21 protein-coding genes are annotated in these 23,277 nt (G+C 72.4%); 6 read left to right on the top strand and 15 right to left on the bottom strand.

Annotated features, from left to right (window positions below; translation table 11 throughout):
- Nucleotides 1-50 precede the first annotated feature (50 nt).
- A complete protein-coding gene (locus OG389_RS17115; RefSeq protein WP_328299363.1) occupies nucleotides 51-656 on the top strand; it encodes a hypothetical protein in 606 nt (201 codons plus the stop codon).
- Nucleotides 657-729: 73 nt separating this feature from the next.
- On the opposite strand, the gene OG389_RS17110 is transcribed toward OG389_RS17115, so the two are convergent.
- Genes OG389_RS17110 through OG389_RS17100 form a run of 3 tightly spaced genes read right to left on the bottom strand, consistent with a single transcriptional unit; the run spans nucleotide 730 to nucleotide 3,153 of the window.
- The gene (locus tag OG389_RS17110) at nucleotides 730-1,527 is read right to left on the bottom strand and encodes an enoyl-CoA hydratase/isomerase family protein (protein ID WP_328299362.1); all 798 of its coding nucleotides are present in this window, start codon (nucleotides 1,525-1,527) and stop codon (nucleotides 730-732) included.
- A complete protein-coding gene (locus OG389_RS17105; RefSeq protein ID WP_328299361.1) occupies nucleotides 1,524-1,988 on the bottom strand; it encodes a Zn-ribbon domain-containing OB-fold protein in 465 nt (154 codons plus the stop codon). Before OG389_RS17105 ends, OG389_RS17110 begins: the two co-directional genes overlap by 4 nt.
- Nucleotides 1,989-2,001: 13 nt before the next feature.
- A complete protein-coding gene (locus OG389_RS17100) occupies nucleotides 2,002-3,153 on the bottom strand; it encodes a lipid-transfer protein (RefSeq protein ID WP_328299360.1) in 1,152 nt (383 codons plus the stop codon).
- Between the two features lie 96 nt (nucleotides 3,154-3,249).
- On the opposite strand from OG389_RS17100, the gene OG389_RS17095 reads away from it, so the two are divergent.
- A complete protein-coding gene (locus tag OG389_RS17095; RefSeq protein ID WP_328299359.1) occupies nucleotides 3,250-4,983 on the top strand; it encodes a FadD3 family acyl-CoA ligase in 1,734 nt (577 codons plus the stop codon).
- A gap of 32 nt (nucleotides 4,984-5,015) precedes the next feature.
- Here OG389_RS17095 and OG389_RS17090 read toward each other — a convergent pair whose 3' ends face one another.
- On the bottom strand, nucleotides 5,016-5,444 hold the full coding sequence (locus OG389_RS17090; protein WP_328299358.1) for a nucleoside deaminase: 429 nt from the start codon (nucleotides 5,442-5,444) through the stop codon (nucleotides 5,016-5,018).
- Nucleotides 5,441-6,316: an LLM class flavin-dependent oxidoreductase gene (locus OG389_RS17085; RefSeq protein ID WP_328299357.1), complete on the bottom strand. Its 876-nt coding sequence runs from the start codon at nucleotides 6,314-6,316 to the stop codon at nucleotides 5,441-5,443. The genes OG389_RS17090 and OG389_RS17085 overlap by 4 nt, the downstream gene beginning before the upstream one ends.
- Nucleotides 6,317-6,410: 94 nt before the next feature.
- Here OG389_RS17085 and OG389_RS17080 point away from each other — a divergent pair, with 94 nt between their 5' ends.
- Nucleotides 6,411-6,908, top strand: coding sequence for an Lrp/AsnC family transcriptional regulator (locus tag OG389_RS17080; RefSeq protein WP_328299356.1), 498 nt, complete (start codon nucleotides 6,411-6,413; stop codon nucleotides 6,906-6,908).
- Nucleotides 6,909-6,937: 29 nt separating this feature from the next.
- On the opposite strand, the gene OG389_RS17075 is transcribed toward OG389_RS17080, so the two are convergent.
- Together OG389_RS17075 and OG389_RS17070 are read right to left on the bottom strand one after the other, a co-directional pair.
- The gene (locus OG389_RS17075) at nucleotides 6,938-7,651 is read right to left on the bottom strand and encodes a hypothetical protein (protein ID WP_328299355.1); all 714 of its coding nucleotides are present in this window, start codon (nucleotides 7,649-7,651) and stop codon (nucleotides 6,938-6,940) included.
- 763 nt (nucleotides 7,652-8,414) lie between these two features.
- Entirely contained in the window at nucleotides 8,415-9,143 is a 729-nt protein-coding gene (locus tag OG389_RS17070) for a class I SAM-dependent methyltransferase (protein WP_328299354.1), read from the bottom strand.
- A gap of 121 nt (nucleotides 9,144-9,264) precedes the next feature.
- Between OG389_RS17070 and OG389_RS17065 the strand changes: the two genes are divergently transcribed.
- A complete protein-coding gene (locus OG389_RS17065; RefSeq protein WP_328299353.1) occupies nucleotides 9,265-10,062 on the top strand; it encodes an IclR family transcriptional regulator in 798 nt (265 codons plus the stop codon).
- Nucleotides 10,063-10,246: 184 nt separating this feature from the next.
- On the opposite strand, the gene OG389_RS17060 is transcribed toward OG389_RS17065, so the two are convergent.
- Together OG389_RS17060 and OG389_RS17055 are read right to left on the bottom strand one after the other, a co-directional pair.
- Nucleotides 10,247-10,483 carry a hypothetical protein gene (locus OG389_RS17060; RefSeq protein WP_328299352.1) on the bottom strand — a complete coding sequence of 79 codons (237 nt, stop codon included), beginning with the start codon at nucleotides 10,481-10,483 and terminating at the stop codon, nucleotides 10,247-10,249.
- Nucleotides 10,484-10,676: 193 nt separating this feature from the next.
- Nucleotides 10,677-13,811: an AfsR/SARP family transcriptional regulator gene (locus tag OG389_RS17055; RefSeq protein ID WP_328299351.1), complete on the bottom strand. Its 3,135-nt coding sequence runs from the start codon at nucleotides 13,809-13,811 to the stop codon at nucleotides 10,677-10,679.
- A gap of 153 nt (nucleotides 13,812-13,964) precedes the next feature.
- Between OG389_RS17055 and OG389_RS17050 the strand changes: the two genes are divergently transcribed.
- On the top strand, nucleotides 13,965-15,185 hold the full coding sequence (locus tag OG389_RS17050; RefSeq protein ID WP_328299350.1) for an amidohydrolase family protein: 1,221 nt from the start codon (nucleotides 13,965-13,967) through the stop codon (nucleotides 15,183-15,185).
- A gap of 120 nt (nucleotides 15,186-15,305) precedes the next feature.
- Here the strand turns inward: OG389_RS17050 and OG389_RS17045 are convergent, their stop codons facing one another.
- Nucleotides 15,306-16,415 (bottom strand): alpha/beta fold hydrolase, encoded by a 1,110-nt coding sequence (locus tag OG389_RS17045; RefSeq protein WP_328299349.1) that lies wholly within the window; start codon nucleotides 16,413-16,415, stop codon nucleotides 15,306-15,308.
- Between the two features lie 510 nt (nucleotides 16,416-16,925).
- Between OG389_RS17045 and OG389_RS17040 the strand changes: the two genes are divergently transcribed.
- Nucleotides 16,926-17,498 (top strand): trypsin-like serine peptidase, encoded by a 573-nt coding sequence (locus OG389_RS17040; protein WP_443059293.1) that lies wholly within the window; start codon nucleotides 16,926-16,928, stop codon nucleotides 17,496-17,498.
- 130 nt (nucleotides 17,499-17,628) lie between these two features.
- On the opposite strand, the gene OG389_RS17035 is transcribed toward OG389_RS17040, so the two are convergent.
- The 5 genes from OG389_RS17035 to OG389_RS17015 form a co-directional block, all read right to left on the bottom strand.
- The gene (locus tag OG389_RS17035; RefSeq protein ID WP_328299348.1) at nucleotides 17,629-18,069 is read right to left on the bottom strand and encodes an NUDIX hydrolase; all 441 of its coding nucleotides are present in this window, start codon (nucleotides 18,067-18,069) and stop codon (nucleotides 17,629-17,631) included.
- A 1,526-nt stretch (nucleotides 18,070-19,595) separates the two neighbouring features.
- On the bottom strand, nucleotides 19,596-20,828 hold the full coding sequence (locus tag OG389_RS17030; protein ID WP_328299347.1) for an ABC transporter permease: 1,233 nt from the start codon (nucleotides 20,826-20,828) through the stop codon (nucleotides 19,596-19,598).
- The gene (locus OG389_RS17025) at nucleotides 20,828-21,532 is read right to left on the bottom strand and encodes an ABC transporter ATP-binding protein (protein WP_328299346.1); all 705 of its coding nucleotides are present in this window, start codon (nucleotides 21,530-21,532) and stop codon (nucleotides 20,828-20,830) included. The genes OG389_RS17030 and OG389_RS17025 overlap by 1 nt, the downstream gene beginning before the upstream one ends.
- Complete coding sequence (locus OG389_RS17020) at nucleotides 21,529-22,725, bottom strand: peptidoglycan-binding protein (protein ID WP_328299345.1); 1,197 nt, start codon at nucleotides 22,723-22,725, stop codon at nucleotides 21,529-21,531. The genes OG389_RS17025 and OG389_RS17020 overlap by 4 nt, the downstream gene beginning before the upstream one ends.
- Nucleotides 22,722-23,240, bottom strand: coding sequence for a hypothetical protein (locus OG389_RS17015; RefSeq protein ID WP_328299344.1), 519 nt, complete (start codon nucleotides 23,238-23,240; stop codon nucleotides 22,722-22,724). Before OG389_RS17015 ends, OG389_RS17020 begins: the two co-directional genes overlap by 4 nt.
- Nucleotides 23,241-23,277 lie beyond the last annotated feature (37 nt).

Raw genomic sequence — 23,277 nt, 5'->3', positions numbered from 1 at the left:
GCGGAGCCCCCTGGTAGCGTGCCGCCGTCGTACAAGGAGAGGGAGCGGCCATGGTGGTCACGGGGGGTCGGGTCAGGCTCACGGCGGTGCTGGTGGGTGTGGTGCTCGCGCTGACGGGGTTCTCGTCGACGGGCGGCAGTGGCAGTGGCAGCGGCAAGAGCAGCAGTAAGAGCAGCAGCGGCGGGGGCGGCTGCTCCAGCTCCAAGAGCAAGCCGAAGAAGAAGAGCTACGGCAGCGGCGGCGGCAGCGGCGGTGGTTCGTCGGCCACGCCCGCGCCCAGCCGGTCCGCGCTGCCCGCGCACCTCGAGCTGATCGCCTGCGCGGGCCCGGGCCGCCCGAAGGCCACGATCAGGATCACCTCGGATGCCTCGGTCACGCACGACATCCGGACGTCGCTGACCTTCCACTGGGAGGGCTACGGCACCGAGGCGCAGATCATCGACGTCATGGCGCTCAAGCCGGGCGAGGGCCGGACCCTGGAGGTCCCGATGCGCAGGGCGGAGAAGGCCGACGTGATCGAGCGGTGCGCCCTGGGAGCGGTCGAGGTCGTCGAGTCCTCGAGCCCGACGCCCACCACGACCACCGGCTCCGCGGACCTCCCGGACGGCAAGAAGACGAGCAGGCCGAAGCCCAGGTCCACCAGGAAAACCCGCTAGCCGGCGGCGGTCCGGTCGGGGGCGGGCCCCTGTCCGGCCCCGCCCCCGACAGGCCGCGGACCGGCCCGGCCCGTCAGCGCACCCGCGGCTCCGGGCCGGCTCCGCGCCGCCCCGCGAACAGCTCCGCCTGCCGCTCCGGCGCCAGGTTCCCCAGCGCCACCAGCCCCGGAGCCTGCGCCAGGGCCTGCTGCAGCGCCCCCTGCTTCGCCGCCCACAGGGACCGTACGGTGCCCTGCACGGCCTCCGTGGGGAAGCCGGCCAGGGTCTCGGCCGCCCGCAGGGCCGCCGGGAGCAGCTGGTCGGGCCCGGCCAGCTCCGAGACCAGGCCGATCTCGTACGCCCGCTGTGCGGAGAGGCGTTCCGCGGTGCCCATCAGGGACATCCGGGCGGCCTCGCCGAAGGGCATGCGCTGCGCCATGTAGATGGCCTCGTAGGCGCTGACCATGCCGTAGCTGGTGTGCGGGTCGAAGTAGGTCGCCGACGAGGAGGAGACGATGAACTCCGACTCGCCCAGCAGGTAGAACGCTCCGCCGCAGGCCATGCCGTTGACGGCGGCGACCACCGGCTTCCACAGGTCGTTCGCCTTCGGGCCGATGGCGACGAGCGGGTCGTCCATCGAGTAGGGCGAGGAGGGCTGCGGCACGGAGACGCCCCGGTCGATACCGGTGCAGAAGGCGGCCCGTCCGGCGCCCGTCAGGACGATCGCCCGTACCTCGTCCTCGAAACGCAGCTCCCGCCAGACCGAGGCCAGCGCGGCGGCCGTCTCCAGGTCGATGGCGTTGTGTTTGCGCTCCCGGTCCAGGGTGACGACCGCGACCCCGGTGGCCTTGTCCCGCTCCACCCGCAGGCCCGGGGCCCGGGCGGCCGTCACGACTTCTCCAGGACCCAGCGCGGCACGGCCACCCCGCCCGTTTCGGTGAACACGACCTGGACCCGGGCCCCGATGCGCAGCCGCGCCGGGTCCACGGAGTCCAGGGGGGCATCGGCGGAGGTGACGAGGTTCCCGGCGAGGCGGATGTGCGGGGCCTCGGCCAGCTCCACGAGGATCACGTTGTACGGGGCCTGTGCGGCGTAGGCCGGCAGCAGCGGCGGGTGCGGCCGCACGTAGGACCAGATCCGGCCCCGGCCGCTCATCAGGCGCCATTCGGAGTCGAAGGAACGGCAGTGCGGGCAGCAGGGCCGGGGCGGGAAGCGGAGCTTGCCGCAGCCGGGTGCGGCGCAGGCCTGGATCCGGAGTTCGCCCTGGGCGGCGTACTCCCAGAAGGGGGCGCCGTCCTCGTCGGGGACGGGGACGAGGAGCTCGTCCGCGGCCGCGGCTGTGGTGGTGGTCATGGTCGGCAGCTCCTCAGGCTCGCAGCAGGATGGCGGACGTCGGGACACCCTCGCCCGCCGTGACCAGGCAGGTCGCGGCGTCGGGCACCTGGGCGGTGGAGATGCCGCGCAGCTGCTTGACGCCCTCGTTGATCAGGTTGAAGCCGTGGACGTAGGCCTCGCTCAGGCCGCCGCCGCCGGTGTTGATCGGGAGCCGGCCGCCCATCTCCAGTGCCCCGCCCTCGGTGAACGCGGCGCCCTCGCCGCGCCCGCAGAAGCCGTAGCCCTCCAGGGAGAGCGGGATCAGCGGGGTGAAGGCGTCGTAGATCTGGGCGACGTCCACGTCCTGCGGCCCGAAGTCGGCCTGCTTCCACAGGTGGCGGGCGGCGGTCCAGGCGGGGCCGGACAGCGGGTCGTCGTTCCAGTAGTTGACCATGCCGTGGTGCTGCGAGGGCAGTCCCTGGGCCACGGAGTGGACGTAGACGGGCTTCTGGCGGCAGTCCCGGGCCCGCTCGGCGCTGACGATGACGCAGGCCAGCGCCCCGTCGGTCTCCAGGCAGTTGTCGAAGAGGCAGAGCGGGTCGCTGATCATGCGGGAGGTCATGTACATCTCGCGGGTCAGCGGGCGCTCGTACATCATCGCGGCCGGGTTCTCGTTGGCCCGGTTGCGGCAGGCCATCGCGACGTTGAAGAGGTGGTCGCGGGTGGCCCCGTACTCGTGCATGTAGCGGCGGGCCAGCATCCCGATCTCGTCCGCCGGGCGCAGCAGCCCGAAGGGGCGCGTCCACTGGCCCGGGGTGGGGAGCTGGACGGCGGTGTTCTTCCACGGGCGCGGGCCGGAGCCGCGCTTGCGGGAGCGCCAGGCGACGCCGACGCTCGCCTGGCCGGTGGCGACGGCGGCGGCCAGGTGGCCGACGGTGGCGCAGGAACCGCCGCCGCCGTAGCCGATCTTGGAGAAGAAGGTGACGTCACCGGCGCCGATGGCCTTGGCCACCTCGACCTCGTCGGTCTCCTCCATGGTGTAGGAGGAGAACGCGTCGACCTCAGAGGGGTCTATCCCCGCGTCGGCCAGCGCCGCGAGAATGGCGCGACAGGCCAATTCCTTCTCGGACTGTGGCAGTTGTTTGGCAAAGGCGGTCTGCCCGATGCCGACTATCGCCGTAGCGTCCTTGAGCGTTGCCGCCATCGCCACCTCCGGGGTGCGCACCAGTACTGACAGCCGCGAAGGCTACAGCTAATCTGACGGATAGTCAGCTACTGGTGTTGCAGGGAGGGGCGGGCGATGACCGAAGACGGACGCGGAGTCACGGGCACGGCGCAGGACATGGCCGGGGCCGGTGCCGGGGCGGAGGTCGGCGCCGGGGCGGCCGGGGGCGAGGCCGTGCACGGGGTCGAGGCCGATGCCGAGTCCGGGCCCGGGCGCGGGGATCTGGAGTGGCCCAGCATCGGCGCCCTCGTGCGCGCCGCCGCCGAGCGCTACGCCGACCGGGAGGCCGTCGTCGACGGCCGCCTCCGCATCGACTACGCGCAGCTCGGCGAACGCGTCGAGCGGGCCGCCGCCGCCTGCATCGCCGCCGGGATCGAACCGGGGGACCGGGTCGCCGTCTGGGCGCCCAACACCCTGGAATGGATCGTCTCCGCCCTCGGAGCCGTCTCCGCCGGAGCCGTACTCGTCCCCCTCAACACCCGTTTCAAGGGCTCCGAGGCCGCGTACGTCCTCCAGCGCAGCCGCGCCCGGCTCCTCTTCGTCACCGGCACCTTCCTCGGCACCTCCTACGTCGCCTCCCTGCGCCGCGCCGCCGCCGAGGGGCCGGGCTCCGGACCGCTGCCCGGCCTGCCCCACCTGGAGCAGGTCGTCGTCCTGTCCGAGGACGCCCCCGACTCCTTCCGTACCTGGAAGGACTTCCTGACCGGAGGGGACTCCGTACCCGCCGCGGCCGTGGCCGCCCGTACGGCCGCCATCCCCACCACCGCCCCCTCGGACATCATCTTCACCTCGGGCACCACGGGCAGCCCCAAGGGCGCCGTCATCACCCACGCCCAGTCCCTGCGCTGCTACGAGGTGTGGAGCGAGCTCGCCGGACTGCGCGAGGGCGACCGCTACCTGATCGTGAACCCCTTCTTCCACACCTTCGGCTACAAGGCCGGCATCATCGCCTGCCTGATGCGCGGGGCCACGATGGTCCCCCAGCCCGTGTTCAACGTGGACACCGTCCTCGCCAACATCGCCGCCGAGCGGATCTCCGTGCTCCCCGGCCCGCCCACCCTCCACCAGTCGCTCCTCGACCACCCGCAGCGCGACCACCACGACCTCTCCGCCCTGCGCCTGGTCGTCACCGGCGCCGCCGTCGTCCCCCTCCAGCTCGTCGAACGGCTCCGCGGGGAGCTGCGGATCGCCACCGTCCTCACCGCCTACGGACTCTCCGAAGCCAGCGGCATCGTCACCATGTGCCGGCGCGGCGACCCGGCGGAGATCATCGCGGCCACCTCCGGACGGGCCATCCCGGGTACGGAACTGCGCATCGCCGGGGCCGAAGGGAAAGCGCTGCCCGCCGGGGAGGCCGGCGAGGTGTGGGTGCGCGGCCACAACGTCATGCGGGGCTACTTCGAGGACGCGGCCGAAACCGCCGAGGCCATCACCCCCGAGGGCTGGCTGCGCACCGGGGACGTCGGGGTCCTCGACGCGGACGGGAACCTGCGGATCACCGACCGGATCAAGGACATGTTCATCGTCGGCGGCTTCAACGCCTACCCCGCCGAGATCGAGCAACTCATCGGCCTGCACCCGGACATCGCGGACGTGGCCGTGGTCGGCGTCCCCGACCCGCGGCTGGGCGAGGTCGGCAAGGCGTACGCGGTCCGCCGCCCGGGCGCGGTCCTCACAGCCGACGACCTGATCGCCTGGTCGCGCCGCGAGATGGCCAACTACAAGGTTCCGCGCGAGGTGGAGTTCGTCGCCGAACTCCCGCGCAACGCGAGCGGCAAGGTCCTCAAGCGGGAACTGCGCACCCGCTGAACGCGGCGGCGGCCCGGGCCGGGGGCCGGTGGTCAGCGGTAGTACGGCTCGACCACGGCCCGCACCTCCTCGAACAGCGCGGGTCCGTCCTGCGGGACGGGCGGCCGTCCGCTCGCCGGCCTGATGCCCAGGAGCTGTTCGCCGGACAGGGCGAACACCACCCGGCGCAGGCCGGCCAGCCGGATGACCGGCTCGCACATCCCGCACGGCTCGCAGCTGGTGTACATCGTGGTCCGCGCCGCCGTGGCCGCGTCCAGCTGCCGCCCGGCCCACCTGGCCAGCTTCAGCTCGGGGTGGGCGGTGAGGTCCCGGTCGGTGAGCGTCGTGTTGTGCTCCTCCGCCAGGACCGTCCCGCCGGGTCCCGCCAGCAGCGCCCCGAACGGCGGGTCGCCGCCGGCGCGGGCCTTCGCGGCGAGCGCGATGGCCCGCCGCAGGAGCGCATGGTCCTCGTACGCGGTCATGACAGCCCACTGCTCCGTTCCGGTTCCGCGCCGGACGGGCGGAAGTGCGCGGCCACTGTGGCCAGCGCCTGCCAGGCCGCCCGGGGGCGCAAGGTCTCGCGGGGGTCGCCGCCGTAGTGGTCGAGGACCACGGTCCCCGCCCCCAGCAGCCGCAGCTGCTCGAGGTCGTCCATGATCTGGTCGATCGTGCCCTCCCCGGCGAGCCGCTGCGCGCCTTCGACCGGCGCCGCGGTGGGCCTGAGCGCGATCCGAGGGGCCAGCGCGGGCACGGGGAGCCCCTGCTCGTCCGCGTACGCCGCCATCCGGACCACCGCCCCGCGCAGCCACGGCAGGGTGGGGCGCAGCGGATGCCACGCGTCCCCGAGCCGTACGGCCCTGCGCAGCCCCGCGTCGCTGTTGCCGCCGACCCACACGGGGATCCGCCGCTCCCCGTGATCGGCGGTGTCCTGCCAGGCCGCCCGGACGGCCCGGAGGTGTTCCTCGGTCAGCCGGCCGCGCTGCTGGAAGGGGATCCCGAGGGCGGCGAACTCCTGCCGCGCCCAGCCCACCCCCACGCCGAGGACCAGCCGGCCGCCGCTCAGGGCGTCCAGGTTGGCCGCGATCCGGGCGGTGAGCAGCGGGTGCCGGTAGGGGGCGATCAGGACGGTGGTGCCGAGTCGGATCCGGGTGGTGAGGGCGGCGAGCCAGGACAGGGTGGTGAAGGGCTCGTAGAAGGGGGCCGGATAGCGCGCGGCGACGTCCGGGGTGATGGCGATGTGGTCCGAGACCATCAGCAGGTCGAAGCCCAGGCCCTCCGCGGTCCGGGCCGCGTTCCGCAGGACTCCCGGGTCGGTGCCGGGGCCGAAATTGAGGATGTTGACTCCGATCTTCACGACGTCGAGCCTAGCCAGCCGGTGCCGGGTGCCAGAAGGGATTCCTGCCTGTTCAGAGGCAGTTCGCCCGTGGATCCCCCGGTAATCTGACCGGATGACCGAGAATCTCGACGCGACGGACTGGGCCATCCTGGACGAGCTCCAGCGGGACGGCCGGATCGCGTTCACGGAGCTCGCGCGCCGGGTCAGTCTGAGCGCGTCGGCGACGACGGAGCGGGTGCGCCGGCTGGAGGCGGCCGGGGTGGTCACCGGCTACCGCGCCGAGGTCGATCTGGAGCGGACCGGGTACATGGCGCTGGCCGTGGTCCGGCTGAAGTACCCGGGAACCCGGCACGAGCCGCTGCACCGGCTGCTGGGGCAACGCCCGGAGATCCTGGAGTGCCTGCGCACCACCGGGGACGACTGCTACGTCCTGAAGGTGGCGGCCACCTCGATGGCCCACCTGGAGGAACTCGTCGACGCACTGGCGCAGTTCGGAAGCACGACCACCAACCTGGTCCTCAGCCGTCCGCAGCCGTTCCGGGGGCCGCGAGCCCCCGTCCCGGGCCCCCGCACGGCCCCGTCGTCCGCCGCTGCCCGCACCGCTTCCTGAGGGGCCGTCCGCACCCGCTCGGTGCCTGATCAGCGTGGGGCACGGTGCGTTGTGGGGGCGTGGGTGGAGTCGAGCTGGCGCACGAGTTGGTGGAAGCAGAAGAGGACGGCGATGGGGGGCAGTCCCGCGACGGTGATGCCGCTGGTGGTGATGGGGACCTCGGAGATGCAGAGCGCGATGGTGAGAGTGGTGAAGAGGATGGCTACGTACCAGGAGTGCGTGGTGTGGCGGCGGCAGGTGCGGGCGCCACGCAGGATGCTGAGGATTGCCGCGGCCCAGGGAGCGTAGACGAGAAGCGGCCAGAGGAATGCGATGCCGGGTGGGGCGGTGCTGTCGGCGAGGCGGTGGAGCGACGGGTAGGAGACCATCACGTTCAGCGCGCTCACGGATGCGGTGATCACTGCGGTCAGCAGCGCGGATGTGAGGCGTAGCGCGCGCAGGGACGGCGGCCTCGACGGTTCGGCATGTTGACCGGAGAGCCTGCGGGAGGTCCTGCGGTGGTGGCCGGGTGCTGGACGCGGTTGCGGCACCGGGGCACTGGAGGGGCGCCTGGGGAGTGGCAGGAGGTCGGCGAGTTCGAGGCCGTAGGGCGGGGTGAAAGAGGCGTCGGGGAGCCGGTCGATGGCGTTGCGCTGATGGAAGGTCCATGCTCCGGGGGTCTCGGGCACGAGGGTTCCCGGGGGTTCTGCGGGCGTGGCGTAGCGATCGGGGGGATCGGGCTGGAAGTCGTAGAGGTTGTACATGGCGGGTCATGTGCCCCTGTCTGAGTGTGCGATCGGGTAGTCCGCGACGCAGTCAGTGAGAGTGGGGGAATCCCGTCGCAGCCGGTCCCCGGGCGGTCTGGAGCCTGTCGAGTTCGGCGGCCAGTTTTTCCAGGAGGTCTGCGGTGTAGTGCAGTGTCACGCACTCGTCGACGTTTTCCAGGCGAGCGGGAGCGTGGCCCGATCCCCAGTCATGAGCGCTGATGCCGGTCAGGGGCCTGAGGGTCCAGAACCCGAGACTGCGGACCTGGCAGAAGGTTTGGGCATACATGCCAGCGAAACGAATAGGCCATTTAAGAAGAAACGGTTCACCATCTGAGTTGTCATCCATGTGGCCTATAAGTCGTCAAGGCCCATAAGGGGAGGAATGTTTCTGCATTCCATGGAGAGCACATGTAGGCGTCGGCGGAGTTCAGCCACTACCTGCGGTCAGTGGGAGCCGTGCCGATCGGTGAAACCCTCCGTCGAGCGTGACGGGTCCGTTTCCGTCCGGTGGTGGGCCTGTGCTCCTGGCCGTGAAACGGGGACATGGCGGCCGGATGCAGGACGCCATCGAGGCGCGCTGACATGGTCCTGCGGCGCTCGCCGATGTCGGCCGAGATGCCGGCGCCGCGATGTGACGACTGCCCCGCGGCAGTGGTTCCAGGTGCGGCGGCGCGGTCAGGAGCAGTGCTCGCGGCCTGTGGACCAGCCCGGGAGGTGCCTCGCGAGATGCGGAGGGCGCACCGTCCCCGGCCCCGGAGGTCTACGCCCCCCGCCGGGCCAGGACCAGGCGCCAGTGGGGGGTGCCGTCCTCGCGGTGGCCGAAGTGGGGGAGCGGGGTCGTTTCGACCGTGAAGCCGGCCGCGCGGAGGTCGGCGCGGACGGGGCCGAAGGGGAAGGTGCGGTAGTACATGACGAACGGCGGGCGCCAGACGGCGTTGCGCACGCGCATCGCCGCGTCGAAGCCCGCCAGGGCCCACCAGGCCGGGCGGCTCGGCGGGATCGGGGCGCCGATCGGGAAGGCGAAGACGCCGCCGGGGCGCAGGGCCGCGTGGACCCCGGAGAAGACGGCGGGGCGTTCTGCCGGGAGGAAGTGGCCGAAGGCGCCGAAGCTGACCGCCAGGTCGTAGGAGTCACCGAGGGCGGCGGGGAGGGCCCGCGCGTCGGCCCGTAGCAGGTCGACGCGCTCCTCGGGGTGGGCGAGCCCCGCCTCGGCCAGCATGCCCGCGCTCAGGTCCACGCCGGTCACCCGGCCCCGGCACAGCCGGCGCAGCATCCCGAGGCCGGCGCCCGTACCGCAGCACACGTCGAGCCCGGAGCCGAAGGAGCCCTCGCCCCGCGCGAGGGTCTCCTCGACCGCGTCGAGCATCCGGTCGGGGGTGCGGAAGGGGGTCTCGTCGAACTTGGGCGCCAGCAGGTCGTAGCCCCGCTCGATGGAGGACAGGGCCTGTACGGCCAGTTCGCGGAGGGTCGGGCCCTGGGAGGTGAACACACGGTCAGAGTAATGAGGGGCGGGGCCTCGTGCGGGCATTTCGGGCCGTTCGACCTAGGGCAAAACGGGCATCCCGTGCCGTAGAGTGGATCCAGTCATTTTGCCAATCCTTGGGGTTTCCGTGGTCAGTGCCATACCGGACGGAATGCCGGTCCAGCGCGTAGGCCGGAGCTCGACGGCCGTCAGCGCGCTGGAGAAGACCCTGCGCATCACGGAGGCCCTGACCGCCTTCGGTGGGCCCCACCGGCTCGCGGATCTGTCGGCGGCCTCCGGGGTCCCCAAGTCCAGCACCTACCGGATCCTCGTCTCCCTCGTCGAGCAGGGCTACGCCGTCACCGACGGCGAAGGCAGCTACGGCATCGGCCTGCGCCTGCGCACCCTCGCCGCCCAGGTCTCCACCGAGCGACCCGAGGGCATCGTCGAGCTGCTGGAATTCCTCCAGAAATCCACCGGCCAGGCCGTCCACCTGGCGCTGCGCACCGGGGACGCCCTCACCTACGTCCGCAAGGTCGAGAGCGTCCAGCCCTTCCGGACCGGCTCGCGCATCGGGACGCGGATGCCGATGCACGCCACCGCCATCGGCAAGGCCGTCCTCGCGCACCTGCCGCCCGAGGAGGTCGAGAGCATCGTCGGCGCCGCCGGGGCGCCCGCCCTGACCCCGCGGACCCTCACCGACCGGGACCGGCTCGCGGCCGACCTGAGCCGGGTCCGTACGCGCGGCTACGCCGTCGACGACGAGGAGCACGAGCCCTCCGTACGCTGCCTGGGCGCGCCCGTCTTCGACGGCGCCGGGGCGCCGGTGGGCGGCGTGAGCCTGACCGCCGTCACCTTCCTGACCACCCGGGCGGAGCTGGAGCGGTTCGCGCCGGCGCTGCTGGAGGCCGCGCGGGGCGTGGAGCGGCTGCTCCGGCTGGGATGAGGGTGTCCGGACGCGCGCATACGGCGGCCGCGGTGGTCCCCCTCCTGGCCACCGCGGCCGCCGTCCCCCCGTGCACCCCGTTGGTCCCCCGTGACCCCCGGTCCCCCGTGGTACGTCCTGCCGTGTACGGCCCGGGCCCCCGTTTCCCCCGTGTTCCCGGGCCGTACGCGTTCTGAGACCCCGCCTACAGGCCCGGACCGGACGCGTGGTTGTCCAGCGTCACGATGTCCTGGTCCGAGGCGTGGTTGTCGAGCGGCTTGGTGACCGGCTTGGCAACCGGTTCGGCGACCGGATCGCCGAGCGGCTTGATCTCCACGCCCGACGCGTGGTTGTCCAGCGGTTTGATGTCGACATCCGAAGCGTGGTTGTCGAGCGGTCGGATGTCACCGTCGGTCGGCAGGATGTTCTCGTTCGTCGTCATCGGGTCTCCTGATGGGTGGGTCGGGCCCGTTCGGCGATTCCCCCGAGGATCGCCGAACGGGTGGTCCTCCAGCCGACCCGGGTGCCCCCCGACACGTCGAGTCGATGAACCCCATACTGGCGTGAAGCGATAAACGAACGATGAACGCCTCGTTCAGCTGCGCGCGGTCCGCCTCACCACGTGGCGGACCGCCTCAGGCCGCGATCTCCGCCGCCAGCAGGGCCCGTACCTCCGCCAGTTCCGGCGACTTGAGCTGTGTGAACACCACCTCGGCGTCCCGCCAGCACACCCGCGCCCGGTCCCGCTGCCCCAGCTGCCGCAGCGCCCTGCCCAGCACGGTCAGCACGGTGGCCCGGCGCCACTCGCCGCCGATGCCCCGCAGGGCGATGGCCTGTTCGGCGTGCGAGGCGGCCAGCGTCGGCCGGCGCGCGGCCAGGTGGACCCTGGCGAGCCGGAAGTGCGTCACGCCCTCCCACAGGGGCTGGCGGTTCTCGTGGAACAGCGTGAGTGCCTCGCTGAGCTGGGAGTGGGCCTCGGAGAGCCGGTCGGCCTGGGTGAGGGCGATGCCCAGCGCGTAACGGCCGTTGGCCAGGCGCAGGGTGAGTCCCATCCGGTCGTAGATGGCGATGCCCTGCTGGGCGAGGTCGATCGCGCTGGTGAGCCGGCCCTGCTCCACGTGGATGCGGGAGAGGTTGCACAGGGCGCTGGCCTCGCCGACGTAGTTGGCGTCGGCCCGGAAGTTGGCGATGGCCTCCAGCAGGTACCGCTCGCCGTCGTCGTAGCGGCCCTCGTAGAGGGCGATGATGCCCCGGTCGTTGGGTGCCCAGCAGCTGGGCAGCGGGTCCCCGGCGGTGCGGGCCAGCAGCGTGGCCCGGCGGGCCTCGTCGTCCGCCTCGGCGAAGCGGCCGGCGACCAGGTGGGTGTTGGTGAGGGTGGTGCGGGCGCGGCCCTCGGCGTACGGGTCCCGCGCGGCCTGCGCGGTGTCCCGCAGGGCGGTGGCGGCCGACTCGTACTGCTTGGAGTTGGCGCCGGACTCCGCGAGGTCCTTGGCCGCCCACAGCAGGTCCACGGCCCGGCGCAGCATCTCCGGCGCCCCGGTCCCGCCCGGCGCGGGTGCGCCGGCGACCACGGCCGGGCGCGCGGCGGCCTGCCGTACGCACGCCAGCAGCGGGTCGGCCTCGGCGTACAGCCAGTCCTGGGCGGAGTGCGGCTCGGTGAAGACCAGCCCGCGGTAGCGGGTCGCGGACAGGTGGGCGACGAGCCGGTCGCCGGGCCGCTCCAGGCCGTACACCCCGGCGGCGGTGGCCAGGTAGAAGTCCAGCAGCCGGTCCAGGGCGGCGTCGCGCTCGCTCGGCGGCTGCTCGTCGCGCTCGGCGCACGCACGTGCGTAGAGGCGTACGAGGTCGTGGAAGCGGTAGCGGCCGGGCGCGGCCGATTCGAGCAGGGAGCAGTCGACTAAGGCCTCGAGCAGGTCCTCGGTGGCGTGCTCCGGCCGGTCCAGTACGGCGGCCGCCGCCGCGAGGGAGATGTCCGGCCCGTCGGGCAGGCCGAGGAGGCGGAACGCGCGCTGCTGGACGGGCTCCAGCTGGCCGTAGCCCAGCTCGAAGGTGGCCTTGACCGCGAGGTCGCCGGCCTGGAGCTCGTCGAGGCGGCGGCGCTCGTCGGCGAGCTTCGCGGCGAGGACCGAGACGGTCCAGGTGCGGCGGGCGGCGAGCCGGGACGCGGCGATGCGGATGGCGAGCGGCAGGAAGCCGCAGGCGCCGACCACGGCGAGGGCGGCCTGGCGTTCGGCGCGGACGCGCTCCTCGCCCACGATGCGGGTGAAGAGCTGCAGGGCCTCGTCGGGGCTCATCACGTCGAGGTCGACCAGGTGGGCGCCGGCGAGCCCAGCCATCCGGACCCGGCTGGTGACGAGTGCGGCGCAGCCCGCGGTGCCCGGCAGCAGCGGGCGGACCTGGGCGGCGTCACGGGCGTTGTCGAGGAGGACCAGGACGCGGCGGCCGTCGAGGGTGGAGCGGTAGAGCGCGGCCCGTTCGGCGGGGGAGTCGGGGATCGAGCTGTCGGGGGTTCCGAGGGCGCGCAGGAAGGAGCCGAGGACGGCCTCGGGTTCGGCGGGGCGCGCCTCGGTGCCCTGGAGGTCCACGTAGAGCTGCCCGTCGGGGAAGTGCGGGCGGGCGGCGTGCGCGACGTGCACGGCGAGGGTGGTCTTGCCGACGCCGCCGATGCCGGCGAGCGCGGAGACCGCCATGACCTGGCCCTCGGCGCCGCCGAGGATCTCGCCGAGTTCACGGACGAAGCTGGCGCGGCCGGTGAAGTCGGAGACAGTGGCGGGCAATTGGGCAGGCCTCACGTGTGCGGGCGCGGCGGCCGGAGCGGGTTCCTCGCTGCGGGCGAGTTCGGAGTCGGCGCGCAGGATGCGCTGCTGGAGGTCGGAGAGTTCGGGGCGCGGGTCGACGCCGAGTTCGTCGGCGAGGAGCCGGCGGGTGTCCGCGTAGACCGCGAGGGCCTCGGCCTGGCGTCCGCTGCGGTAGAGGGCGAGCATCAGCAGCTCGCGCAGCCGCTCCCGCAGGGGGTGGGCGGCCGTCAGGGCGGTGAGCTCGGAGACGGCCTCGGCGTGGTGGCCGAGCTCCAGGTCCAGGTCCAGGCGGGTCTCCAGCAGCTGGAGGCGCCACTCGGCGAGGCGGGTGCGCTCGGTGTCGGCGTGCGGTCCCGGTACGCCGGCCAGCGGTTCGCCGTCCCACAGGTCCAGGGCGCGGGCCAGCAGCGTACGGGCGAGCGTGCGGTCGCCCTTCTCGGCGCGCGCGGCCTCGGCGTCGGCGGCCAGGGCGCGGGCGATGCCGAGGTCGAGGGCCTCGGGGTGGGGCAGGCGGATCGCGTAGCCGCCGGACTCGCTGACGAGGAGCCCGGGGTCGAGGATCTTGCGCAGGCGCGAGGCGTACGTACGGATTGTCGCGAGGGCCTGCTGCGGCGGGTCCTCGCCCCAGATGGCGTCGATGAGCTCGGGCGCGGTGGCGGTACGGCCGTCGCGCAGCAGGAGAACGGCGAGCAGGGCCCGCTGCTGGGGGGTCCCGGACGACAGCGACTCGCCGCCGCGCCAGGCCCGGATGGGCCCGAGCACGGCGAAGCGGTTGCCTCCGGCGGCCGGGGCGGCCGCGGCTCCGGCCACCGCTCCGGCCTCTGGGCCGGCCTGGGTCCCGGCCCCGGGTCCGCCCTCCGCTGCGGCGGCCTCCGCTGTGGCTCCGGTTCCCGCGCCAGCGGCTGCGGCACCCGCGGTGTCACCGGACTCGGGGTGGTTCCGCTGGTGCGGGATGGCCGGTGTGCCGTCCATCTGGTGTCCCCCCTGCCTTCCATAGGTGTAAGGGTCAGTCTGCCCTGTGTTGCGCGTACACGTCAGTCCGTAACGACACCGGTACGGGCGGATCCGGAACCCGGCACCGCCCAACTAGCTGACGGTTCGTCAGATTGACGCTACCGTGGGGACATGGAGACCTTCCCGAAGATCATCTCGGTGGACGACCACACGGTTGAGCCCCCTCACGTCTGGCGGGACCGGCTCCCGTCCAAGTACCACGACGTCGGCCCCCGCGTCGTCCGCGCCCCCCTGAAGGAAATGACCTTCCTCGGAGGCAAGTTCGCCCCCGTCATGGGGGCCAAGGGCGACGACGGTCCGATAGGCGACTGGTGGGTGTACGAGGACCTGCACCGACCCCTCACCCGCCTCGACACGGCCGTCGGCTACGACCGCGACGAGATCAAGCTCGAAGTCATCACGTACGAGCAGATGCGCCCGGGCTCCTTCTCGGTTCCCGAGCGGCTCGCCGACATGGACGTCAACCACGTCCAGTCCGCCCTCTGCTTCCCGACCTTCCCGCGCTTCTGCGGCCAGACCTTCACCGAGGCCAAGGACCGCGAACTGGGCCTGCTCGGCGTGCGCGCGTACAACGACTGGATGGTGGAGGAGTGGTGCGGCCCCGACGCCCGGGGCCGGCTCATCCCGCTCACCCTGATCCCGCTCTGGGACCCCCGCCTCGCCGCCGCCGAGGTCCGCCGCAACGCGGCGCGCGCGGTCCGCGCGGTCGCCTTCTCCGAGATCCCGCCCCACCTCGGGCTCCCCTCCATCCACACGGACGAGTGGGACCCCTTCCTGGAGGCGTGCAACGAGACCGGCACGGTCATCGCCATGCACATCGGCTCCTCCTCGCGCATGCCGTCCACCTCGGCGGACGCCCCGCCGGCCGTCGGCTCCACCATCACCTTCGCCAACTGCTGCTTCTCGATGGTGGACTGGCTGATGAGCGGCAAGTTCGAACGCTTCCCGAACCTCAAGATCATGTACGCGGAGGGTCAGATCGGTTGGATCCCGTACATCCTGGAGCGGGCGAACGTGGTCTGGGAGGAGAACCGCGGCTGGGGCGGGGTCGCGGACAAGGTGCTGCGCCCGCCGTCGGAGCTCTTCGCGGAGCACGTCTTCGGCTGCTTCTTCGACGATGCCTTCGGTCTGAAGAACCTGGACTCGATCGGAGTCGCCAACGTCCTCTACGAGACCGACTACCCGCACTCGGACTCCACTTGGCCCAAGTCCCGCGAGGTCGGCGAGGCCCAGATGGGCCACCTGGCCCCGGACGTGGTGGACCGCATCGTGCGCGGCAACGCGATCGACCTCCTGGGCCTGACTCCGGAAGGACTCTGGCCGGGGGCGTAGACCAGGAGCCCCGCGGCCCGGGCAGGGCGTGGGCGGCGCGGGCAGCGCCGAAGGCCCCGCCGGTCGTTCCGGCGGGGCCTTCGGTCGGTCGGGGGCGGTCGGGCACCGGACCGCCGGAACCTACGCGGCCCGGAGGTGGGTGGGGGAGGCGGCGGCCGGTGTGGTGGTGACGGCCGGGCGGACGTGCGTCAGGAGGAGCTCCAGGAAGCGGTCCGGGCGGCGGAACGACCCGAAGTGGCCGCAGTCCTCGATCAGGGCGAAGTGCTTGACCGGGGCCCGGACCTCGTCGAAGAAGGCCCGGGCGGTCGCCGCCGGGGTCAGGACGTCGTGCTCGCCCTGGAAGACGAAGAACGGGATCCCGAAGCGCGTGCCGTCCGCCCGGTCGTCGAACCCGGCCGTCCCCCCGGTGATCCGCTCCGAGAAGGACTGCCCCCTGAAGTAGTCCCGCAGATCGCGCAGCGAGTGCAGCGGCGACAGCCACATCGAGCCCAGCACCACCTTCTTGAGCGTCTCCAGCGTCAGCGGATCGCTCTGCGCACTGAGCTTGGCGTACGTCGCCCGCTGCCGCGGCGTCCACGCGTACGGGTCCGGCCCGATCGACTCGACCCGCGCGAGCCGCTTCGCCTTCCCGGCGGCGCGCAGCCGCTCGAGCAGGGCCTCGTGGGCGGAGGTGTCGTGGCCGTCGCTGTGGATGTTCTGGTCGGTGCCGACGTACGCGGAGTAGAGCTCGGGGTGCGCGCGGGCCAGGCGCAGGCCGAAGGCGGTGCCGTAGGAGTTGGCCAGGAGCACCACGCGGTCCGCGCGCAGCAGTCGCCGGGCGTACTGGGTGACCTCCAGGGCGTCCTCGTAGAGCCGCTGGAAGGTGGCCTCGCCCTGCCCCTCCGCGCCGCCGCGGCCGAAGGTCTTGCCGGCGCCCCGCATGTCCCAGCGGACGATCGTGAAGTGCCGCTCCCAACTGCGGGTGCGGACCGTGTAGATGGCGTTGGCGGCGCCGGGGCCGCCGTGGACCTCGACGAGGACCGGATTGGTCCGGTCCTCGCCGCGGACCGAGATCCACTGGTCGATGCCGCCGATGCGGACGAAGCCCTGCTCGTCGATGCCGCGCGGGGAGTCGATCCGCAAGGTCCGCGCGGCCTGCGCGCGGCGCAGCGCGCGGTGGGCGAGGAGGCCGGCGGCGGGGGTGGCGAGGGCGGCGGCGGTCAGGGCGGTGACGGTGGCGACGGCGATCATTGCGTCCTCCATAAACTGTTTCCAGTGGATGCAGATGAGTGTGGGGGGCGGGAGGGGTGCTGTCAACGGCTGCAGCCCGGGGCGGGTCGGCGCGTCGGCCAGGTGTCGGCCGGGACGCCCCTTGCGGCGGCCACCGCAGGCAAGGCATGCTTCGCCGGAGCAAAGCGGGGAGGGGTGTCTGTGGTGGACAAGCGGACTGTGGTGACCACGGTGTTGTGCGCGCTGGCGGCGTTGGGCGCGTCCGCTGCCATGACGAAGGTGGTGCCGGCCGATGACGGCAAGGCCCCCGCGCAGGCGAGGGCGGTGGGCCCGACCGCGTCCCCGACTAGTAGATCTTCGCAGTCGCAATCACCGAAAGAGCCTCAGCTGTCCTCCAGCCCGGCCCCCGGGGCGTCGGTGCCGGTCCCCGCGCCGGGCGGGCCCGCGGCCTTCGCCGGGGCGTTGTTCGAGGGCGATGTGACTGGGGATCACTTCTGCACGGCGACCGTCGTGCACAGCCCCGGACGGAACTTGATCGTCACCGCGGGCCACTGCCTGCTGGCGGGCCGGCCCGGCGACGGCGGCGCCACCTTCGCACCCGCGTACGCGGACGGGCGGACCCCGTTCGGTGCCTGGAAGATCGCCGAGGTCTTCGAGGACCCCCGCTGGGCGGACGGGACGAACGACGACTACGACCTGGCCTTCGCCCGCCTCGCCCCCGACGCCTCGGGCCGCAACATCGAGGACGTCACCGGCGCCGCGGTCCTGGACACCACGGGCCGCACGGACGAGGAGGTCACGGTGACGGGCTATCCCGCGGACCGCAAGGTCGCGCGCACCTGCACGTCCCGCGCCGTCCGGCTGAGCGCCGCGGAACAGCGCTTCGACTGCTCGGACTTCCCCGGCGGCACGAGCGGCAGCGCGTGGATCGCCGCCGACGGAAAGATCATCGGCGTCCTGACCGGCGGGGACACCGACGACGTCTCGACGAGCACGGTCCTGGCCGACTACGCCGCGGCGCTGTACGCGCGGGCGACGGGTGCGACGGGTGCGGCGGGTGTGGCGGCGGCTGCGGGGGGCGTGGTGGGCGGGGACGTCCGGTGAGTCGGGAGGCGGTGGGGTGCCGGGGCGCCGGGTGAGCCAGCACTGCGACGTCGGCGACGAGACGGTCTGGAAGCCCTCGAACGGCGCCGCCCGGGAGCTGTCCCGGGCCATGCCCCGCTGAGCGACTGGATCAGGCCAGTAGCCCCAAGTGCACCGGCTCGGTGGGGGCTTCGTGGAGCAGCTCCGCGAGCCGCGGGGGCCACAGCGGTTCACCGAGGGTGGCGAGGTTCCGCGGCGACAGCCAGCGCCAGTGGGCGTCGGGGAACTCCGGCACGGGGTCGCGGTGCGGGCCGGTGGTGACGTAGATGTGCTCGTGCTGGCGCACGGGAATGCCTTGGTGCGTGAAGTCGTGCTCCCACGTGCAGAGCAGCCGCTGCGGTTCCAGGTCGGTCCACCCGGTCTCCTCCCGCAACTCCCGCCGCACGCACTCCTCGGGCGTCTCCCCGGGATCGATGCCCCCGCCCGGCGGCAGCCAGTGGATCCCAACCTCCACGTTGTTCTCGCGGAACAGAAACACCGACCCGGCGGGGTTCAGTACGACAATTCTTGCTGCCTGCCGTGGAGTTCGCATCAAGCCAGCTTACGACGGGGGGTGTGGGGGGCGGGAGGGGTTGGTCGGTGGCGTTGACAGGGTCCGGGGGGAGCCCGGCAGTCCAGCGTCCTTTCGGCGCGGGCCGGCCCCTCAAGGGCGCTCCTCCTTCGTCGTCGCGTCGCTACGCGATGGCCTTCGGCCACCCTTGACCGACCGACCCACCCCGAAACGCCACAAGACTTCCGGGTTCCCCCCGAGGAACGGCCGGGAGGGACGAATCGGGAGGAGCGGGCAGACTGGCGGAGCCCAGGCCCTTTCCCGCCGGTCATCCGAACCCGTCACCCATCGGCACCGCCCAGCCGGACGGAATAGACGCCCGGGGAGCTCGGAGCACCCAGGACCGGGCGGTCAGCCACCCTTGCCGAGACTTCGCACGGCTTGCACGAGCGTAAGGACGACCAAGGGCCCCGGGCGGTCGGTGGGCGCGTCAGATCGCTACGCACTCTCGCTCGGCTTAGCGGCAACCGGCCGTCCGTGGCCGAGCAATCGAAACGATCAGATCTCGGATGCTAAAGACGAAAGATCAGGTCCGCTAGGTCCGCTAGGACCACTACGGACTCTCAGGTCCTCAAGACCCTGAGGGTCCGTAGTGGTCCTAGCGGACCTGAGGGCCCGTGGTGGTCCTGGCGGTCTTGAGGGCCCTGAGGGTCTTGGGGGTGTCTGCGGATCGTCGCCGGACGGCCTCAGACCACTGCCGGCCCATGGGCGGGCCTATGTCCAGCCACAGACGGTGGTCAGTCGCTAAGCCGAGTGGGATGGGTGTGGTGGGTGGGCGGCTTGCGCCCAATCACAGACGGCCGATGGTCGCTGAGCTGGGTGGGATGGGTGTGGTGGGTGGGCGGCTTGCGCCCAATCACAGACGGCCGATGGTCGCTGAGCTGGGTGGGCGGCTTATGCCCAGCCACAGACGGCCGATGGTCGCTGAGCTGGGTGGGATGGGTGTGGTGGGTGGGCGGCTTGTGCCCAGCCACAGACGGCCGGTGGCCGCTGAGCCGAGCGAGAGTGTGTAGCGATCTGACGCGCCCACCGACCGCCCGGGAGCGGTGGTCGTCCTTACGCTCGTGTTGGCCGTGCGAAGGTGCGGGATGGGTGGCTGACCGCCCGCTCCGGGATGCTCTGACTGTCCCGGGCGTCTATTCCGTCCGGCTGGGCGGTCCTGACAGGTGACGGGTCCGGATGACCGGCCCGAGAGGGCGCGTATGTCTCTGACGTGCCCGCTCCTCCCCATCCGTCCCTCCAGGCCGTTCCCCGGGGGGATCCCGGAAGTCTTGTGTTTTTCCGTGGTGGGCCGGTCCGTCAAGGGTGGCCGAAGGCCATCGCGCAGCGACGCGACCGCAGGGAGCGCCCTTGACGGACCGGCCCACCACGGAAGGACGCTCGACTGCCGGGACGCCCCCCGGCCCCCTCAACGCCCCCGACCAACCCGCAGCTCCCGCACCACCCCCGATCCCGCCCACCCCCGACCGACCGTCAACACCCCCACCCCACCCCACACCCCCCACCCCCTACCCCGCCTGCAGCGCCAGGGTCGGCGACAGGCCCGCCGCGCGGACCGCCGGGTAGAGGCCCGCCACCGTGCCGATGGCCAGGGTCGCGGCGAAGCCGCCGGTGACGGCCCAGAGGGGGACCACCCAGGGGAGGTCGCCGGCCTGGGCGTACACCGCCGTGGCCGCGCCTCCCAGCACGATGCCGGCCAGGCCGCCCAGGCCGGACAGGAGCAGCGACTCCGTGACGAACTGGATGCGTATCTGCCCCTTGGTGGCGCCCAGGGAGCGGCGCAGGCCGATCTCGTGGCGGCGTTCCAGGACCGAGATGATCATGGTGTTGGCCACTCCGACCCCGCCCACGAGCAGCGCGATGCCGCCCAGGCCGAGGAGGAGGGTGCTGAAGGCGCCCTCGGTGGCGGCCTTCGCCTGCAGGGCCGCCGACGGGTTCGTCACCGCGACCCCGGTCGGGCTCTCGGGGTTGGCAGTCTTGGGGATGAGACCGCGGACCTCCTGGACGCGGTCGTCCGCCGAGCGCTCGTAGATGGACGTGGGGTGGCCGTCGAAGCCCAGTAGGCTCTGCGCGGCTTCCCAGCCGATCAGGGCCGAACGCTCGATCTCCGGTGCGAGGGGGATCGGGTCCAGGATGCCCGTGACGGTGAAGTACTGGCCGCCGATGAAGACCTGGCCGCCCGGTTCGGTGATGCCCAGGCGCTCGGCGGTGACGTGTCCGAGGACGGCGGACGGGTAGCGGCCCGTGGCGTCGTTGAGCCAGCTGCCGCTGTGCATCCGCCCCCGGAGGGTCTTCAGGAGCTCGTCCTTGGCGGCCTTGAGGACGATGCCGTTGGTCTCCTCCTTGGGGATGTGCTCGCTGCGGCGGACCGACTCCTTCACATCTCCCGTGGTGCCGACCGATTCGACCCCGCCGATCCGGGCGATCATGCCGGGCGCGTCCTTGGGCAGGGAGGTGTCCTGCCCCGAGAACATCCCCTGGCCGGGGGTCGCGACCAGCATGTTCGTGCCGAGCTTGTCGAGTTCCTGCAGCAGCTTGGCCTGGCTCGACGAGGAGATGCCGACCACCGCGATCATCGTCGCGATGCCGATCGCGATGCCGAGCGCGGACAGGAACACACGCATGGGCCGGGTCCGCAGCCCCGCCGAGCCCACGTGCAGGACGTCGCGCGGGCCCAGGCGTGGCGGAGCCAGCTTGCGCGCCTTCTGGCCGGCGGCGCGGGACTTCGTACGCGTGCCCATCAGGCCACCGACCCCGCCGTGTTCCACACGTCCGCCACGATCTCGCCGTCGCGGATGCGGATCTGCCGGGGCAGGCTCGCCGCGATCTCGTTGTCGTGGGTGATCACGGCGATGGTGGCCCCGTCCTGGTTGAGCTCGTGCAGCAGTTCCAGCACCGACTCGCCGGAGGCGGTGTCGAGCGCGCCCGTCGGTTCGTCGGCGAGGAGCAGGTCCGGTTCGCCGGCGACCGCGCGGGCGATCGCCACGCGCTGCTTCTGGCCGCCGGACAGTTCGTGGGGCCGGTGGTCCATGCGGTCGCCGAGGCCCACGCGCCGCAGGGCCTTGTCGGCCCGGCGGCCGCGTTCGGACCGGGAGAGGCCGGAGTAGAGCAGTCCCTCGGCGACGTTCGCGCGGGCGCTGATGCCCGGTACGAGGTGGAAGGACTGGAAGACGAACCCGACGTGCCGCGAGCGCAGGGCCGACAGGGAGCGGTCGGAGAGCCTCGCGATGTCGTACCCGGCGATGGCCACGTGGCCGGCGGTCGGGCGGTCCAGGGTCCCCACGATGTGCAGCAGGGTGGACTTGCCCGAACCCGACGGGCCGACGATGGCGAGGAGTTCGCCGTTCATGATGGTGAGGTCGACCCCGCGCAGGGCCGCGACCCCGCCGGGGTACTCCTTGGTGACGCCGGCCAGTTCGACGACCGCGTGGGCGTGTGTGTTCATGACTTGGGCACTCCCACTTGCATGCCCTCCTTGAGGGCGTCCCCCTTCACCTCGACCCGGCCCCTGCCGAACATGCCGAGTTCGAGCTTGACCTCGCGGACCTTGCCGTCCTCGACGACCTGGACCCCGAAGCCGCCGCCGGAGAGGGCGAGGAGGGAGTTGACCGGTACGGAGAGCACGCCCTTGCGCGTCTCGCCCGTCAGCGTCACGGAGACCGGCGACTGGTCGGGGCCCTTGGCTTCGGCGGGGTTGTCGAGGGTGACCTCGACCTGGAGCTTGGGTTTCTTGTCCCCGCCCCCTCCGCCGCCCCCGGCCCCCGAGGCCGGGTCGTCGGGGTTGGCGGTGCTGCCCACCGATTCGATCTTGCCGTTGGCGGTGCCGCCGCCCGGCAGGCTCACGGTCACCGGGTCGCCGGTCCTGACCGCGCCCGCCTTGGCCACGTCCAGCTGGAAGCGGACCGTCCGCTCGGTGCCGGTCAGGGTCAGCACGGGCTTGCCGGCGGCCGCCTCGTCGCCGACCGCCATGTCGTTCTTCTGCACCCGCTGCGGCCCGGAGGCGAAGGCGATGTCCTCCTTGCCGATCTCACCCGTCTCCTTCATGGAGTGGGACTTCTGCCAGCGCTTGACGCCCGTGGCGGTGCCGGCGGTGAAGGTGCCGTCCGAGGCGTCCAGGCCGGTGCCGAAGCCGAGGGCCTGGAGGTTGCGCTTGAGCTGCTTGACGTCTTCGCCCTTGTCCCCGGTCCGCATGGTCCGGTAGACGGGCGTGGTGCCGTACATCAGGCGCACCGGCTTGCCGTTGACCTCGTAGAGCTTGCCGTCGCGCTCGACCGAGGAACCGGCGGGTGTCACCCAGGTCAGGGTCGCGGAGCCGGAGCCGGAGCCGCCTGCCCCTCCCGTCCCACCTGCCCCGTCCGCCCCGCCCGTCCCAGGGGTGCCCCCGCCCCCGGCTCCCGGCCCCGCTCCCACCGCGTTGAGCTTGTGCTCCTTGTCGTACCCGAGGGTCCCGTCCACCTTGAGCCCCGAGCTCAGGTCGCCGCGCGTGACCGGCGCGGTCGCGCCCGGCAGCCCGCCGGTCTGCTGCTCCTCGGAGCCCTTGCCGTCCGTCCCGGCCTGGGCGACGACCGCGTAGCCGCCGCCCGTGGCGACGAGCACGACGGCGAGCGAGCCCAGGAACCACTTCTTGCGCTTGCTCACTTGTCCTCGTTGCACTTGTTCATCTGCGCGATGAAGGCGTCCTTGTCGACTCCCTCGGGGATCCCCTGCGCGCTCATCGCGTTCCCGTTGAACTCGGGGTCGGGAACGTCGAAACCGTGGTCCCGCATGCACTTGGCCGACTTCAGCGCCCGGTCCTTGTCCGCCTGCGGAACCGATCCGTTCGGGTCGATGCCCTTCATCCCGCACTTCTCCATGGCCTTCTTCAGGGCCGCGGGGTCTTCGTTGCCGCTGCCCAGCACCATGCCCCGGGGATCTTCACCGGCCTTGGGGTCCGGAGCGTCTATGCCGTTGTCGCGCAGGCATTTGCGCGTCTTGAGGGCCTTGTCGAGGTCCGCGCCGCTCTCGCCCCCGCCACCCGAGCCGGCCGAGTTCGAGGACTCCTGCTTCCCGTCCTTCTTTCCGTCCGAGCCTGCGCCGCCGCCCGTGCACGCGGAGACGAAGAGGGTGAGGCCGGTGAGGAGCGCGGCCGTGGTCATGGTCGTCGATCGCTTCATGGGCCCGAGCGTGCGCGAGAAGCGGGTTTCGCTTCTC

It is taken from the genome of Streptomyces sp. NBC_00435 (genome assembly GCF_036014235.1).
Lineage (GTDB): Bacteria > Actinomycetota > Actinomycetes > Streptomycetales > Streptomycetaceae > Streptomyces.
This window is presented reverse-complemented; position numbering and strand designations above follow the sequence as displayed.

What these genes read in the sequence shown, in the direction of transcription:
- OG389_RS17030 (WP_328299347.1), bottom strand. Translation starts at nt 20,828, where the DNA reads ATGGGCACGCGTACGAAGTCCCGCGCCGCCGGCCAGAAGGCGCGCAAG.
- OG389_RS17100 (WP_328299360.1), bottom strand. Translation starts at nt 3,153, where the DNA reads ATGGCGGCAACGCTCAAGGACGCTACGGCGATAGTCGGCATCGGGCAG.
- OG389_RS17015 (WP_328299344.1), bottom strand. Translation starts at nt 23,240, where the DNA reads ATGAAGCGATCGACGACCATGACCACGGCCGCGCTCCTCACCGGCCTC.
- OG389_RS17115 (WP_328299363.1), top strand. Translation starts at nt 51, where the DNA reads ATGGTGGTCACGGGGGGTCGGGTCAGGCTCACGGCGGTGCTGGTGGGT.
- OG389_RS17025 (WP_328299346.1), bottom strand. Translation starts at nt 21,532, where the DNA reads ATGAACACACACGCCCACGCGGTCGTCGAACTGGCCGGCGTCACCAAG.
- OG389_RS17105 (WP_328299361.1), bottom strand. Translation starts at nt 1,988, where the DNA reads ATGACCACCACCACAGCCGCGGCCGCGGACGAGCTCCTCGTCCCCGTC.
- OG389_RS17035 (WP_328299348.1), bottom strand. Translation starts at nt 18,069, where the DNA reads ATGCGAACTCCACGGCAGGCAGCAAGAATTGTCGTACTGAACCCCGCC.
- OG389_RS17075 (WP_328299355.1), bottom strand. Translation starts at nt 7,651, where the DNA reads ATGTACAACCTCTACGACTTCCAGCCCGATCCCCCCGATCGCTACGCC.
- OG389_RS17090 (WP_328299358.1), bottom strand. Translation starts at nt 5,444, where the DNA reads ATGACCGCGTACGAGGACCATGCGCTCCTGCGGCGGGCCATCGCGCTC.
- OG389_RS17060 (WP_328299352.1), bottom strand. Translation starts at nt 10,483, where the DNA reads ATGACGACGAACGAGAACATCCTGCCGACCGACGGTGACATCCGACCG.
- OG389_RS17045 (WP_328299349.1), bottom strand. Translation starts at nt 16,415, where the DNA reads ATGATCGCCGTCGCCACCGTCACCGCCCTGACCGCCGCCGCCCTCGCC.
- OG389_RS17080 (WP_328299356.1), top strand. Translation starts at nt 6,411, where the DNA reads ATGACCGAGAATCTCGACGCGACGGACTGGGCCATCCTGGACGAGCTC.
- OG389_RS17050 (WP_328299350.1), top strand. Translation starts at nt 13,965, where the DNA reads ATGGAGACCTTCCCGAAGATCATCTCGGTGGACGACCACACGGTTGAG.
- OG389_RS17055 (WP_328299351.1), bottom strand. Translation starts at nt 13,811, where the DNA reads ATGGACGGCACACCGGCCATCCCGCACCAGCGGAACCACCCCGAGTCC.
- OG389_RS17095 (WP_328299359.1), top strand. Translation starts at nt 3,250, where the DNA reads ATGACCGAAGACGGACGCGGAGTCACGGGCACGGCGCAGGACATGGCC.